General features: G+C 72.9%; 13 protein-coding genes. 3 read left to right on the top strand and 10 right to left on the bottom strand.

Going from position 1 to position 13,605, the window contains the following annotated elements:
- Positions 1-30 precede the first annotated feature (30 nt).
- The 4 genes from FHL80_RS12915 to FHL80_RS12900 form a co-directional block, all read right to left on the bottom strand.
- A complete protein-coding gene (locus tag FHL80_RS12915) occupies positions 31-2,391 on the bottom strand; it encodes a heavy metal translocating P-type ATPase (RefSeq protein WP_138733822.1) in 2,361 nt (786 codons plus the stop codon).
- Positions 2,392-2,436: 45 nt separating this feature from the next.
- Entirely contained in the window at positions 2,437-3,426 is a 990-nt protein-coding gene (locus tag FHL80_RS12910) for a DUF8832 domain-containing protein (RefSeq protein WP_138733821.1), read from the bottom strand.
- Between the two features lie 15 nt (positions 3,427-3,441).
- A complete protein-coding gene (locus FHL80_RS12905; RefSeq protein ID WP_138733820.1) occupies positions 3,442-3,723 on the bottom strand; it encodes a metal-sensitive transcriptional regulator in 282 nt (93 codons plus the stop codon).
- A 93-nt stretch (positions 3,724-3,816) separates the two neighbouring features.
- Entirely contained in the window at positions 3,817-4,026 is a 210-nt protein-coding gene (locus tag FHL80_RS12900; RefSeq protein ID WP_138733819.1) for a heavy-metal-associated domain-containing protein, read from the bottom strand.
- Positions 4,027-5,011: 985 nt separating this feature from the next.
- On the opposite strand from FHL80_RS12900, the gene FHL80_RS12895 reads away from it, so the two are divergent.
- Positions 5,012-5,587 carry an AMIN-like domain-containing (lipo)protein gene (locus FHL80_RS12895; RefSeq protein ID WP_138733818.1) on the top strand — a complete coding sequence of 192 codons (576 nt, stop codon included), beginning with the start codon at positions 5,012-5,014 and terminating at the stop codon, positions 5,585-5,587.
- Positions 5,588-5,626: 39 nt separating this feature from the next.
- On the opposite strand, the gene FHL80_RS12890 is transcribed toward FHL80_RS12895, so the two are convergent.
- Positions 5,627-5,947, bottom strand: coding sequence for a hypothetical protein (locus FHL80_RS12890; RefSeq protein WP_138733817.1), 321 nt, complete (start codon positions 5,945-5,947; stop codon positions 5,627-5,629).
- Positions 5,944-6,831 (bottom strand): mycothiol conjugate amidase Mca, encoded by an 888-nt coding sequence (mca, locus tag FHL80_RS12885; RefSeq protein ID WP_138733816.1) that lies wholly within the window; start codon positions 6,829-6,831, stop codon positions 5,944-5,946. The genes FHL80_RS12890 and mca overlap by 4 nt, the downstream gene beginning before the upstream one ends.
- 232 nt (positions 6,832-7,063) lie before the next feature.
- On the opposite strand from mca, the gene greA reads away from it, so the two are divergent.
- Complete coding sequence (gene greA / locus FHL80_RS12880) at positions 7,064-7,570, top strand: transcription elongation factor GreA (RefSeq protein WP_138733815.1); 507 nt, start codon at positions 7,064-7,066, stop codon at positions 7,568-7,570.
- A gap of 8 nt (positions 7,571-7,578) precedes the next feature.
- Positions 7,579-7,923 (top strand): RNHCP domain-containing protein, encoded by a 345-nt coding sequence (locus FHL80_RS12875; RefSeq protein ID WP_138733814.1) that lies wholly within the window; start codon positions 7,579-7,581, stop codon positions 7,921-7,923.
- A 120-nt stretch (positions 7,924-8,043) separates the two neighbouring features.
- On the opposite strand, the gene FHL80_RS12870 is transcribed toward FHL80_RS12875, so the two are convergent.
- From FHL80_RS12870 to ilvA, 4 genes are all read right to left on the bottom strand, one after another.
- A complete protein-coding gene (locus FHL80_RS12870) occupies positions 8,044-10,128 on the bottom strand; it encodes a M3 family metallopeptidase (RefSeq protein ID WP_138733813.1) in 2,085 nt (694 codons plus the stop codon).
- Between the two features lie 138 nt (positions 10,129-10,266).
- Positions 10,267-11,070, bottom strand: a complete 804-nt coding sequence (locus FHL80_RS12865; RefSeq protein ID WP_138733812.1) for an ABC transporter permease — start codon at positions 11,068-11,070, stop codon at positions 10,267-10,269.
- A complete protein-coding gene (locus tag FHL80_RS12860; RefSeq protein WP_138733811.1) occupies positions 11,067-12,071 on the bottom strand; it encodes an ATP-binding cassette domain-containing protein in 1,005 nt (334 codons plus the stop codon). The genes FHL80_RS12865 and FHL80_RS12860 overlap by 4 nt, the downstream gene beginning before the upstream one ends.
- 178 nt (positions 12,072-12,249) lie before the next feature.
- Positions 12,250-13,476: a threonine ammonia-lyase gene (gene ilvA / locus FHL80_RS12855; RefSeq protein WP_138733810.1), complete on the bottom strand. Its 1,227-nt coding sequence runs from the start codon at positions 13,474-13,476 to the stop codon at positions 12,250-12,252.
- Positions 13,477-13,605 lie beyond the last annotated feature (129 nt).

Genomic DNA, 13,605 nt, shown 5'->3' with positions numbered 1-13,605 from the left:
TTCGTGGGGTAGCGGTGTCCATGCAGGTGGTCAGCCGGCCGTCGCGGTCTCCCTCGCGGCACTGCCGGCGGCGTCAGCTCCGCCGCCGAGGCGATCGGTGGTCGCTGCCGAGCCGTTCGCGCTGCGGAAGCGGCGCAGCCGAAGGCTGTTGGAGACGACGAACACCGAGGAGAACGCCATCGCCGCACCGGCGAGCATGGGGTTGAGCAGGCCGGCGGCCGCCAGCGGCAGCGCGACGACGTTGTAGGCGAAGGCCCAGAACAGGTTGCCCTTGATGGTGCTCAACGTCATCCGGGACAGCCGGATGGCGTCCGCGGCTGCTCGCAGGTCACCGCGCACCAGCGTCAGGTCGCTGGCCTCGATCGCGACGTCGGTGCCGGTGCCCATCGCCAGGCCGAGGTCGGCCTGGGCGAGGGCCGCGGCGTCGTTGACACCGTCCCCCACCATCGCCACGACCTTGCCCTGTTCCTGCAGCCGGCGGACGACGTCCACCTTGTCCGCGGGCAGCACCTCGGCGATGACCTCGTCGATGCCGACAGCGGTGGCCACCGAGCGGGCGACGGTGGCGTTGTCGCCGGTCAGCAGGACCGGGGTCAGGCCCAGGGCCCGCAGCTGGCGGACGGCCTCGGCGGAGGTGTCCTTGACGGCGTCGGCGACCACGAGGACGCCGCGCGCGGAGCCGTCCCAGCCGACGGCCACGGCCGTCCTGCCCTCGGCCTCGGCCGCGGCCTTCGCCCGCTCCAGGTCCCGCCCGAGGGGCTGGGACCACTCGGCCAGCAGCCGGGTGCTCCCGACCAGGACCGCGTGCCCGTCGACGACGCCCCGCACGCCGAGGCCCTCGACGTTGGTGAAGCCCTCGACGGGCGGCAGGGTGCCGACCTGCTCGGCGGCGTGGGTCGCGATGGCCTGGGCGATGGGGTGCTCGGAGGCGTCCTCCAGCGCACCGGCCAGCCGCAGCACCTGCTCGCGGTCCTCGCCGGGAGCGGCGACGACGTCGAGGAGGGTCATCCGGCCGGTGGTGACGGTGCCGGTCTTGTCGAGTACGACCGTGTCGATCCGACGGGTGTTCTCCAGCACCTCGGGGCCCTTGATGAGGATGCCGAGCTGCGCGCCGCGGCCGGTGCCGACCATGAGCGCGGTCGGCGTGGCCAACCCCAGCGCGCAGGGGCAGGCGATGATCAGGACGGCGACGGCGGCGGTGAAGGCGGCCGCCAGCCCGCCCCCGGTGCCCAGCCAGAAGCCGAGGGTGCCCGCGGCCAGGGCGATGACGATCGGCACGAAGATGCCCGAGACGCGGTCGGCGAGGCGCTGCACTTCGGCCTTGCCGTTCTGGGCGTCCTCGACCAGCCGGGCCATCTGCGCCAGCTGGGTGTCCGCGCCGATGCTGGTGGCCCGGACCACCAGCCGACCGCCGGCGTTGACGGTGGCGCCGACGACACCGTCGCCGAGGCCGACCTCGACGGGCATGGACTCGCCGGTGAGCATCGAGGCGTCCACGGCCGAAGAGCCCTCGGTGATGACGCCGTCGGTGGCGATCTTCTCGCCGGGGCGGACCACGAACGAGTCGTCGACGGCGAGCTGGTCGACCGGGATGCGCTGTTCGCGTCCGTCGCGCAGGACCGAGACCTCCTTCGCGCCCAGCTCCAGCAGCGCCCGCAGGGCGGCGCCGGCGCGGCGCTTGGACCGGGCCTCGAAGTAGCGCCCGGCCAGGATGAACGTCGTCACCCCGGCGGCGGCCTCGAGGTAGATGTTCCCGGCCCCGTCGGTGCGGACGACGGTGAGCTCGAACGGGTGGGTCATGCCCGGCTCGCCGGCGGTGCCGAGGAACAGCGCGTACAGCGACCAGGCCAGCGCGGCGAGGGTGCCCATCGAGATGAGCGTGTCCATCGTGGACGCGCCGTGGCGCAGGTTGGTCCAGGCCGCCTCGTGGAACGGCCAGGCCCCCCACACCACCACCGGGGCGGCGAGGGTGAGTGACAGCCACTGCCAGTAGGTGAACTGCAGCGCGGGGATCATCGCCATCGCCACGACCGGGACGGTGAGGACCGACGAGATCAGCAGCCGCCGCCGCAGTCGGAGGACCCCGTCCTCCTCACCCCTGGCAGGCTCGGGGTGAGCCTCGGGACGGGGCCGCGGGGGCTCGGGCAGGTGCGCGGTGTAGCCGGTCTTCGCCACCGTCGCGATCAGGTCGGCGGGCGTGACGTCGCCGGTGAAGCTGACCTTCGCCTTCTCGGTGGCGTAGTTGACCGTGGCCGAGACGCCGTCGAGCCGGTTGAGCTTCTTCTCGATGCGCGCGGCGCAGGAGGCGCAGGTCATCCCACCGATCGCCAGCTCGACGTGGTTGTCGCCGACCGGGGCCGAGGGGGTCTTGTTCTGTGTCGCGGAGTTCATCGTCTTCTTCCTCGGAGCGCGCTCGCGGTGGTGCAGGAGTGGGCGTCAGCCGTGGGCGTGGCCGTCGTCCGCATGCCCACCCGCGTCACCGGTGGCAGCGGTCCCGCTGCCGGTCGGGGCGGCGGCGGGATCACCGGCGCGAACGGTGAAATCGGCGGTGCGGACGACGTCGCCGTGCTGGAAGTCCAGGAACAGCCGGTAGTCCCCAGCTGAGGGAGCGGTGGCGTAGAAGGTGATGTCCGGGCCGGGCGCGGTGGCACCGTCGCCGGGCTCCCCGGCGGGGTGGACGTGCAGGTAGGCCAGGTCGCCGTCGCGCAGCGCGACCAGGTGCCCGTAGGCGGCCAGGTAGGGCTGCAGGTCGGTGACCGGGCGGCCGTCCCGGCCGACCGTCAGAGTCAGCTCGGACTCCTGACCCGGAACCAGCTCGCCGTCGAGGGTGACGGTGTACCCGTCGACCTCGGCCGTGGTCGACGGCTCGGGCAGCGGCTGCGGAACGTAGTCGCCGGCGACGGCGACGTCGGAGCCCAGGACGAGCCCGGCGTCCTTGCCAGCGGGATCGAAGTCGGCGAACAACCGCCACTCACCGGCGGTCAGGTCCAACGGGATCGACCAGGTGCCGTCGGCGGCCAGCTCTGGATGCACGTGCTGGTAGCCGGTCAGGTCCCGGCGCACCGCGATCAGGTGCAGGTCCTCGTCGTGGGCGGTGTCGTAGGCGGTCAGCGGCCGCCGGTCGGGGCCGAGGATCCGGAAGGACACCGGAGTGGCCGCACCCGCCGGAAGGGAGCCGGCGGCGTCGAGGGTGTAGCCGTTCTGGGAGACCTGGAGGCCACCGGGCAGGTGGGTGGTGGAGGACTGCTGGGCGCCGGTGTCCAGCGGCGACTCCGCATGCGTCTCGCCGTGCGGAGCGGCGTCGTGGGTGGCCATGTCGTCGGCGACCGCGCCGACCGGACCGACCACCGAGCCGATGCCGGCGGCCGCGCCGAAGACGGCGACCAACCCGAGCGTGTAGGCGCCGAGCTTGGCGGCGGTGTGCATCGCAGGTCCTCCTCGTCAGGAGCGGACGAGCCGGGCGATCGCCTCGGAGGCCTCGCGGACCTTCGCGTCGGCCTCGGGGCCACCCTTCTGCGCGGCGTCGACCACGCAGCCGGCCAGGTGCTCGTCGAGCAGGCCGAGGGAGAACGACTGCAGGGCGCGGGTCGCCGCGGAGACCTGGGTCAGGACGTCGATGCAGTACTTGTCGTCCTCGACCATGCGCTGCAGCCCGCGGATCTGGCCCTCGATGCGGCGCAGCCGCTTGAGGTGCTCGTCCTTCGCATGGGTGTAGCTCGCCATGTCGATCGACCTCCTCGTGATGCGGGACGGATGAGCCGGCGGATCGGGGCGGAGCACCACTCATGGAGGGAGGCACCCACCCCGAGTCCGGACTCAGGCCGTGACGACCTCGTAGCCGGCCTCCTCGACCGCCTCGGACACGGCCTCGTCGGACACCGCACTGCTGCTCTGGACGGTGACCCGACCTGACGCCACGTCCACCTCCACGTCGGTGACCCCCGGGATCTTCGTGACCTCCTCGGTCACGGCGGCAGCGCAGTGCCCACAGGTCATGCCTCGGACGGCGTACTCGGTGCTCGTCACTGCAACTCTCCTCTTCTGTGTACCCCGTTGGGGTATGCAGTACAAGTAGTACCCCCCCGCGGTATGTTCCGCAAGTCCGGTCGGTCGCGGACGAGCCGCTGTTCCACGGCGATGGCGTGGTCCGTGCTCCAGCTCGCGGGCCGTGACCCCGCCGACAGCGTGGAGGCCGCTCGGCGCGAGCGTCACCTCCTTCGCCCACCGTCCGTCTTCAGGTGACCTGTACTGGGCGATCGACGTGATCCAGACCCCCGGCCCGCTCGTGGTCACGACTTCTCCCGGCACCGTCGACGCGCGGCGGGCCACCGCACCGCCTCCCACCGGCGGTCGGGCCCGACCACCGGTGGCGGACCAGTTGGGCGTGAGCCCTGTGCCCGCTCGGACAGCACGGTGACCAGCAGCCGGGCGCCCCCGGTCCCCGGCGGCATCGGCGCGTGATCGTCGTCGACCGGCTCGGCGAGGACCAGGTCCTCGAACAGGTGCAGCTTCGGCGTGGGAGGCGCACTCGGCGGCGATGCCGCCGGTCTCGGTGGCGGCGTACACGTCGAACGGCGGCACACCCACGCCCGCGTGGCGAGCTCGCGTGTGACGGCGTGAGCACCTCGGAGGCGGAGCTGACCGCCCGCGGCGCGATCGCCAGCCGCCCAGCCGGCTGCTCCTCGGCCAGTGACCGGATCATCGAGGCGTAGCCGATGAACACCTTCTGGGACTGCAGTCGGGGAGCAGCGCCTCACCGACTGAGCGTGCCGGTGTCGCCAGCCGCCGCCGGTGCTCATCCTCGTCGATGTCCCCGGGCGGCGGAGCCACCGGCCGGGTGTCCTACGCAGCGCGACACCTCGATCATCAACCGCTCCGGCACACCGCATGCCCGACGAGATCTGCCAAGCGACTCGCCGAGACTCAGCTGTTGTGCAGCCGCTGCGCATCTGGTAAGAGGCGGCGTGTCGCGGGACTCTGCGGGTGGCTCACAACACCTCTGGAGGAAGCCGTGAACAGCCCCCGCTACCGCTCCGTCGCCCTCGTCCTGGCCGTCCTGACCGCGGTCGCCGCGGTCCTGGTCGGGGCCACCCCGGCCGGCGCCGCCGACCGCTGCAGCGTGTCGTGGGGCTCGCTGCCGAAGGTGCACGACACCCATGCCGACACCGAGACGCTCAACGGCGTCCGCGCCGGCCGGCACGCCTGCTTCGACCGCCTGGTGATCGACATCGGCGGCCAGGACGCCACCTTCGGCTCGTACGACGTGCGCTACGTCCGCACCGTCCTCGCCGAGGGGTCGGGCGCCGTCGTCCCGCTCCGCGGCGGCGCCGCGCTGCAGGTCGTCGTCAAGGCACCGGCGTACGGCGAGCACGGCGCGACGTTCCAGCCGCGCAACCCGCGTGAGGTCGTGGCCGTCGGCGGGTTCACCACCTTCCGGCAGGTCGCCTGGGCCGGGTCCTTCGAGGGTCAGACCACGCTGGGGCTCGGCGTGCGCGCCCGGCTGCCGTTCCGGGTCTTCACCCTCGACGGCACGCCGAACACCGACCACACGCCCCGCTTGGTGATCGACGTCGCGCACCGCTGGTAGTTCCACAGCAGGCGACCCGGGCCACGGCCCGGGTCGTCCTCATGCCCGGGGCGCGGAGCTGCCGTCGTCGGGGCGACGGGGCGGCTCGATGGCCAGCGGCGCACGCCGCAGGGTGTCGAGCAGCTCCTCGCCCGGATCGCGGGCGGGGACGTCGATCAGCTCGGCGGGGGTGTCGGGCACCTGGTCCGCCGGGTCGAAGCTGCGCGGGACGCGCTTGAGGTGGCGGCCCATCGACCGACCGAGGAAGAGCACGGCGATCAGCAGGACGACGATGAGCAGCAGGCCGAGCGGGCCGGACTTGCCGACGTCCTCGGGCAGCTGCTGCTGGTCGACCGCGAGCAGGGTCAGTGCGGCGGTCACGACACCTCCGCCGAGCTGCGGACGCCGGCGAACAGGTCGTCCTCGGGCAGGTGTGAGTCGACCAGCGAGCGGGCCAGCTCGTAGTCCTCGGTCGGCCAGGCCTGGCTCTGCACGTCCAGCGGCACGGAGAACCAGCGGCCGGTCGGGTCGATCTGGGTGGCGTGCGCGATCAGCGCGGCGTCGCGCACCGGGAAGTACTCGGCGCAGGGCACCTGGGTGGTCACCCGGTGGGAGATGTCCTTCTCCGGGTCCCAGTTGGCCAGCCACTCGGTGTACGGGGACTCGCCACCGGTCGCCAGCACCGCCTCGTGCAGCGCCTTCGTCCGCGGCAGGGTGAAGCTCATGTGGTAGTAGAGCTTGCTGACCTGCCACGGTTCGCCGAGCTCCGGGTAGCGCTCCGGGTCACCCGCCGCTTCGAAGGCGTGCACCGAGATCTCGTGGGTCCGGATGTGGTCGGGGTGCGGGTAGCCGCCCCGCTCGTCGTAGGTGGTCATCACCTGGGGCTTGAACCGGCGGATCAACGCGACCAGCGGAGCCGCGGCCTCCTCGACCGGCACCAGGGCGAAGCAGCCCTCGGGCAGGGGCGGCAGCGGGTCGCCCTCGGGGAGGCCGGAGTCCACGAAGCCGAGGAACTCCTGCTCTATCCCGAGGATCTCCCGAGCCCTCGCCATCTCGGCGTTGCGGATCTCGGCCATCCGCTCCCACACCTCGGGACGGTCCATGGCGGGGTTGAGCACGGAGCCGCGCTCGCCTCCGGTGCAGGTGGCCACCATGACGCGCACGCCCTCGGCGACGTACTTGGCCATGGTCGCTGCGCCTTTGCTCGACTCGTCGTCGGGGTGGGCGTGCACCGCGAGCAGGCGCAACTGGTCAGCATCGATCACCCGGCCATTGTCCCCCTCGACGGGGCGGCGTGGCGCGGGGCCCGGAGCACCGGGCGTGTGCCGGTCGCCACTCCCCCGGCGACCTGGTCAGCGCCCGGCCCGCACCGGGTCACGGCCGGATCCGTTCCGCGAACGGCTGCACAGGCAGGCCGAGCGGTGTTAGGTTGCCCGGATTGACCACCGGTGGCCTTCCTGACGGAGGGTCGCGCTCTCGAGCACCAGGAGTGATCCCGTGTCCACCCCGACTGACCAGCAGGACCAGGGCGTCTGGCTGACGCAGGAGGCCCACGACCGGCTGCGCGCCGAGCTCGACCAGCTGATCGCGAACCGTCCGGCGATGGCCAAGGAGATCAACGACCGCCGCGAGGAGGGCGACCTCAAGGAGAACGGCGGCTACCACGCGGCTCGCGAGGAGCAGGGCAAGCAGGAGGGCCGGATCCGCCAGCTCACCGACCTGCTGCGCAAGGCGCGGGTCGGCGCCGCGCCGACCACGGCCACCCACGCCGCGCTCGGCACCGTCATCACCATCGCCTTCGACGGCGACGAGGACGACACCGAGAAGTTCCTCCTCGGCTCCCGCGAGATCGCCGGCACCACCGACCTCACCGTCTACTCCCCCGAGTCGGCGCTGGGCGCGGCGATCGTCGGTGCCGCACCGGGCACGACGGTCACCTACACGGCTCCCAACGGCAAGGACATCTCCGTGAAGGTCCTGGCCGTCGAGCCGTTCGCGTCCTGACCGACCGCATGACCACGACCGTGGACGGCGGACGGGGACGCTCACGGCGGGCGGAGAACACCGACTTCGTGTGCGGGCACTGCTCGACGCTGGTGCCCGCGAACACCGACGGGCACTACCGCAACCACTGCCCGTGGTGCCTGTGGTCGCTGCACGTCGACGAGCTGCCGGGTGACCGGTCCAGCGACTGCCGGGCCCTGATGGAGCCGGTCGGTCTGGTGGAGAAGTCAGGGAAGGGCTGGCAGGTGGTGCACCGCTGCACGCAGTGCGGCCACCGCCAACCCAACCGGCTGGTCCGCGACGGCGCCGCCCCCGACGACCTGGACCTGGTGCTCGCGCTCCCCTGGCTGTGACGCGCCGGGCCGGCCGGCGGTGATCAGGTCACCTGATCACCGCCCGTCCTCCCGCAGCAGCGTTGGTGCGGGAGGAGGACCTTTGATCAGGTGACCTGATCCACGTTCCGGACGGCGGGGTCAGGCGGCGGGACTCAACCCGCGGCGGCGGAGCAGCGGGGCGGTGTCCGCGTCGCGGCCGCGGACGGCGCGGAACGCGGCGAGCGAGTCGACGGACCCGCCTCGGGCGAGCAGCCGGCTGCGGAAGACGTCGCCGTTGTCGCGGCGCAGCCCGCCGTTCTCCTTGAACCACTCCACAGTGTCGGCGTCGAGGACCTCGGACCAGATGTAGGAGTAGTAGCCGGCCGAGTACCCACCGGCGAACACGTGCTGGAAGTACGTCGTCCGGTACCGGGGCGGGACCAGGTCGAACGCGACCCCGGCAGCGGCCAGGGCGGCCGCCTCGAACGCCTGCGGGTCGTCGACCAGGGTGTCGGCGTCCAGCCGGTGCCAGGCCTGGTCCAGCAGGGTCGCGGCCAGGTACTCCAGCGTCGCGAAGCCCTCCCCCCACAGCGAGGCGGCCTCGATGGCCTGCACCGTCTCCACCGGCAGCGGCTCGCCGGTCTCGACGTGCGTGGCGTAGTGGGTGAGGACCTCCGGCCACAGCGCCCACATCTCGTTGACCTGGCTCGGGTACTCCACGAAGTCCCGCGAGACGCTGGTGCCGGAGAACCGCGGGTAGGTCACCGCGGAGAAGAGCCCGTGCAGGGCGTGCCCGAACTCGTGGAAGAGCGTGGTGACCTCGGACAGGGTCAGCAGCGTCGGCTGACTGGCTGCCGGGCGGTTGACGTTGAGGTTGTTGAACACGACCGGCCGGGTGTCCAGCAACGTCGACTGGGTGACGAAGGAGCTCATCCAGGCGCCGCCGCGCTTGCCCTCGCGGGCGAAGTAGTCACCCAGGTACAGCCCGACCGGCTCGCCGTCGGCGCCGAACACCTCCCAGACCCGGGTGTCGGGGTGGTAGCCGACGAGATCGGGGCGCGGGCGGAAGGTGTAGCCGTAGAGCAGCTCGGCCGCCCGGAAGACGCCATCGACCAGCACCCGGTCCAGCTCGAACCAGGGGCGCAGCGCGGCGCTGTCCACCGCGTAGCGCTCCGCCCGGACCCGCTCGGAGTAGAAGGCCCAGTCCCAGGCGGCCAGCTCGACGCCGTCGGCGCCGGCCAGCTCGCGCAGCACCTCGGCCTCCGCCCTGGCGTTCGCCAGGGCCGGACCGACCAGCTCACCCAGCAGCGCGTCCACCGCGGCCGAGGTCTTCGCGGTCTGGTCGGCGGCGATGAGGTCGGCGTGGGTGTCGAACCCGAGGAGCCGGGCCCGGACCGCTCGCAGGTGGGCCATCTCCGCAGCGATCGGCCCGTTGTCGTGCTCACCGCTCGACGCCCGGGTCACCGACGCCTCGTACAGCCGCCGGCGCAGCTCCCTGCTCCGCAGCTTGGCCAGCGCGGGCTGGCCGCTGGGCAGCACCAGGGTGAGCAGGTGGGCTCCCGCCCGGCCACGCTCCGCAGCCGCCCCGGCTGCGGCGGCGACCTCGCCCTCGGACAGGCCGTCGAGGGCGGCGACGTCCTCGACCACCACCGCGGCGGCCTCGGTCGCGGCCTGCAGGTTCTGGTCGAAGGTGGTGCTCAGTTCCGCCAGCCGCTGGTTGAGCTCGCTGAGCCGGGTCCGGCCGGCGTCGTCCAGGCCGGCGCCGGCGAGCACGAAGTCGAGGTGGTAGCGCTCGATGAGCCGGACCGACTCCTCGTCCAGGCCGACGTCGCGCCGACGGGCGTGCACCGCGTCGACCCGGGCGAACAGCGCCGGGTCGAGCCGCAGGGCGTCGTCGTGCACGGCGGCGAGCGGGGCGACCTCCCGCTCGATCTCGCGGATCCGGTCGGAGGAGACGGCCGAGGTCATGTTGTGGAACACCCGCTCGGCGCGGGCCAGCAGCTGCCCGGACCGCTCCAGGGCGAGGACGGTGTTGTCGAAGGTGGGCTCGGCCGGGTCGGCCACCAGGGCGGCGACCTCGGCGCGCTGCTCGGCCATGCCGGCCAGCAGCGCCTCCCGGACGAGCTCCGGGGTGATCTCGGCGAAGGGCGGCAGCTGGTAGGGCAACGCCGACGGGGCGGCCAGCGGGTGGGAGGCGGACAGGGACGCGGGGGCCGGCGACCCAGCCGGGGCTTCGGTGCTCATCGGCACCATCCTCGCCCTGGGTCACCGGCCCCCACCAGACGGGGCTCGCCCGCCTTCCTGCAGGTTCCCGGGGTCGGCCCCGCCCGGGGCCGCTCGAGCGGAGCGGGGGTCGGGGGCGCGGGGGTGCTTCGACGGCCCTCAGCGGCTGGCGGTGCGGAGGTAGGTCCGCACCGACAGCGGAACGAACACCACCAGCAGCACGATCACCCACGCCAGCACGTAGGGCACCGGGTGCTGCATCGGCCACGCGTTCGACGTCTCCAGGCTCGGCGCCGTGTTGCCGAACAGCTGGCGAGCCGCCTGCACCACCGCCGACACCGGGTTCCAGTCCGCGATCGTCTTGAGCACCGTCGGGAAGTTGTTGGTGGGCACGAAGGTGTTCGCGATGAACGTCAGCGGGAAGATCACGATGAAGCTGGCGTTGTTGACCACCTCCGGCGTCCGGACCAGCAGCCCCACCAGGGCCATGACCCAGGAGATGGCGAAGGCGAACAGCAGCAGGATGAGGAACCCGGCGAGCGCCTCACCGACCGAGGAGTGGATGCGCCAGCCGACGACCAGGCCGGTCAGGGCCATCACGACGATGGTGATGACGTTGAGCCCCAGGTCGGCCACGGTGCGGCCGACCAGGACGGCTGAGCGGGCCATCGGCAGCGACCGGAACCGGTCGATGAGCCCCTTCTGCTGGTCGTCGGCGAGGCTCGCCCCGGTGATCGTGCTCCCGAAGACGACCGTCTGGGCGAAGATCCCCGGCAGCAGGAACTCGGCGTAGGAGATGCCCTCGATCGGGATGGCGCTGCCGAACACGTAGCGGAACAGCAGCACGAACATGATCGGCGACAGGGTGGCGAAGACGATCAGGTCCGGGACGCGCTTGACCTTGATCAGGTTCCGCCGGGTGATGGTGACGCTGTCGCTGACGGTCTCGGCCAGGGTGGTCATCGGGAGGCTCCTGCACTGACAGCGGTCGGGGCGGCCGGCTCTTCCGCCTCGGCGGCGGACTCCTCGGCGGCGTGCCCGGTGAGGGTGAGGAACACGTCGTCCAGGTCGGGGCGACGGAGGCCGATGTCGAGGACCTGCACGTCGGTGACGGCCAGCCGGCGCAGCCCCTCGGCCAGGGTCTCGGTGCCGCCGGTCACCGGCAGGGACAACCGCCGGGTCTGCTCGTCCCGGTGCGGTTCGGCCTGCGCCAGCGGGCGCAGCGCCTCCGCGGCGGCGCCCAGCTGCCGGCTGCTGGACACCGTGAGCTCCAGCCGCTCGCCGCCGACCTGGGCCTTCAGCTCGTCGGCGGTGCCGCGGGCGATCACCTTGCCCTTGTCGATGACGACCATCCGGTCGGCGAGCCGGTCGGCCTCCTCCAGGTACTGCGTGGTGAGCAGGATCGTCGTCCCGTCACTGACCAGGTCGGCGATGAACTCCCACATGCCCAGCCGGCTGCGCGGGTCCAGGCCGGTCGTCGGCTCGTCGAGGAACAGCACCCGGGGCCGGGCGATGAGGGAGGCGGCGATGTCGAGCCGTCGGCGCATGCCCCCGGAGTAGGTCTTGGCCGGGCGGTTCGCCGCGTCGGTGAGCTCGAAGCGCTCGAGCAGCTCCCCGGCCCTCAGCCGGGACTCCTTGCTGCCGAGCCGGTAGAGCCGGCCGACCATCTCCAGGTTCTCCCGGCCGGTCAGGTACTCGTCGACCGCGGCGTACTGGCCGGTGAGCCCGATGGTGGCCCGGACCTGGTCGCCCTGGGTGACCACGTCGAGCCCGTTCACCTCGGCCCGCCCGGCGTCGGGCCGCAACAGGGTGCTCAGGATCCGGACGACGGTGGTCTTGCCCGCCCCGTTGGGTCCCAGCAGCCCGAGGACGGTGCCCTCGGACACGGTGAGGTCCACCCCACCGAGCGCGGTGTTCTCCCCGAAGCGCTTCACGAGCCCCTCGACGACGACGGCGTTGGTCATGCCGGGCACGCTAGGCCCGCCGTCCGACAGTTCTCGCGTGCTCTTCCGCGCACCCGGCGGGTCCGTTGCATGAGAGTTCCTCCGACGTCACGTCGCCCGTCCCGGCCCCTGCGGTGCGGGGGCTCACCGGTCTGGACCGGGGCCGTGCGGAGAAGTCATCGGCGCCCGCGGCGCGCGGTCAGTCGACGCGGGGCGCGTACCCGGCGGCGGACAGGGCCGCCAGCACGTGCTGCTCGTGGTCGGGCCCGCGGGTCTCCAGGTGGACGCCGACCTCGACCTCCCCGAGGTCCAGCCGGGCCGTCGTCCGCTCGTGCTCGACCGACAGCACGTTGGCCGACAGCCCGGCCAGCTCACGCAGCAGGGCGGCCAGCGAGCCGGGCCGGTCGGGGACCTGGACGCGCAGCGACAGGTAGCGCCCGGCCGCGGCCATGCCGTGCTGGACGACCTTCATCATCAGCACCGGGTCGATGTTGCCGCCGGAGACGACCGCGACCACGGGCGGGGCGAAGGCGGCGGGGTCGGCCAGCACGGCGGCGACCCCGGCGACCCCGGCCGGTTCGACGACCAGCTTGGCCCGCTCCAGGCAGAACAGCAGGGCCCGGCTGAGGTCGCCCTCGGTGACGGTCCGCACCTCGTCGACCAGGCCCGACACGTGGGCCAGGGTGAGGTCGCCGGGAGCGGCGACGGCGATGCCATCGGCCATCGTGGCCATCGTGGTCAGCGGCACCGGGTGGCCCGCGGCCAGCGACGCGGGGAACGCCGCGGCGGCGGCCGCCTGGACGGCGACGACCCGGACGTCGGGACGGCGGGCCTTCACCGCGGCGGCGATCCCGGAGACCAGCCCACCACCGCCGGTGCAGACGACGACCGTGGCCACGTCCGGGCACTGCTCCAGGACCTCGAGACCGACGGTCCCCTGACCGGCGATGACGTCGGGGTGGTCGAAGGGGTGGATGAACACCGACCCGGTCTCCGCGGAGAACCGCACCGCGTCGACGATGGCGTCGGTGAGCGTCTCGCCGCCGAGCCGGGCGTCCGCGCCGTAGCCGCGGGTGGCGGCGACCTTGGGCAGCGGCGCGGTCTCCGGCATGAACACGGTGGCCGCCGCACCGAGCTCCCGGGCGGCCAGCGCGACTCCCTGGGCGTGGTTTCCGGCGCTGGCGGCGACGACGCCCCGCGCCCGCTCCTCGGCGGTCAGCCGGGCGATCCGGGTGTAGGCACCGCGGATCTTGAACGAGCCGGTGCGCTGGAGGTTCTCGCACTTGAGCCACACGGGGCCGCCGACCCGTTCGGCGAGGGCCCGCGAGTGCTCCAGCGGGGTGCGCCGGACCACGCCGTCCAGCAGGCGTGCGGCCTTCTCGACGTCGGCTCCGTTGACCAGGGGGACTGCACCGGGGACGGACACCGCACGATCTTCGCAGCCGGGGCGCGGCCGACGACGGGGCGGGACGACGAGAGCCCCGACTGTCACCTCCCCGTCGTACCGTGGTCGAGGTGACGGACGCCGCACCGCTGGGGACACAGTCCCCCACCC

This window comes from Modestobacter excelsi, assembly GCF_005930495.1.
Classification (GTDB): domain Bacteria; phylum Actinomycetota; class Actinomycetes; order Mycobacteriales; family Geodermatophilaceae; genus Modestobacter; species Modestobacter excelsi.
Note: the sequence above shows the minus strand (reverse complement) of the source record. Positions and strands in the feature narration are given on the sequence as shown.

Excerpts from the sequence above, each read along its gene's own strand:
- FHL80_RS12915 (WP_138733822.1), bottom strand. The coding sequence starts at position 2,391 with ATGAACTCCGCGACACAGAACAAGACCCCCTCGGCCCCGGTCGGCGAC.
- FHL80_RS12910 (WP_138733821.1), bottom strand. The coding sequence starts at position 3,426 with ATGCACACCGCCGCCAAGCTCGGCGCCTACACGCTCGGGTTGGTCGCC.
- FHL80_RS12905 (WP_138733820.1), bottom strand. The coding sequence starts at position 3,723 with ATGGCGAGCTACACCCATGCGAAGGACGAGCACCTCAAGCGGCTGCGC.
- FHL80_RS12875 (WP_138733814.1), top strand. The coding sequence starts at position 7,579 with ATGACCACGACCGTGGACGGCGGACGGGGACGCTCACGGCGGGCGGAG.
- FHL80_RS12870 (WP_138733813.1), bottom strand. The coding sequence starts at position 10,128 with ATGAGCACCGAAGCCCCGGCTGGGTCGCCGGCCCCCGCGTCCCTGTCC.
- FHL80_RS12865 (WP_138733812.1), bottom strand. The coding sequence starts at position 11,070 with ATGACCACCCTGGCCGAGACCGTCAGCGACAGCGTCACCATCACCCGG.
- FHL80_RS12860 (WP_138733811.1), bottom strand. The coding sequence starts at position 12,071 with ATGACCAACGCCGTCGTCGTCGAGGGGCTCGTGAAGCGCTTCGGGGAG.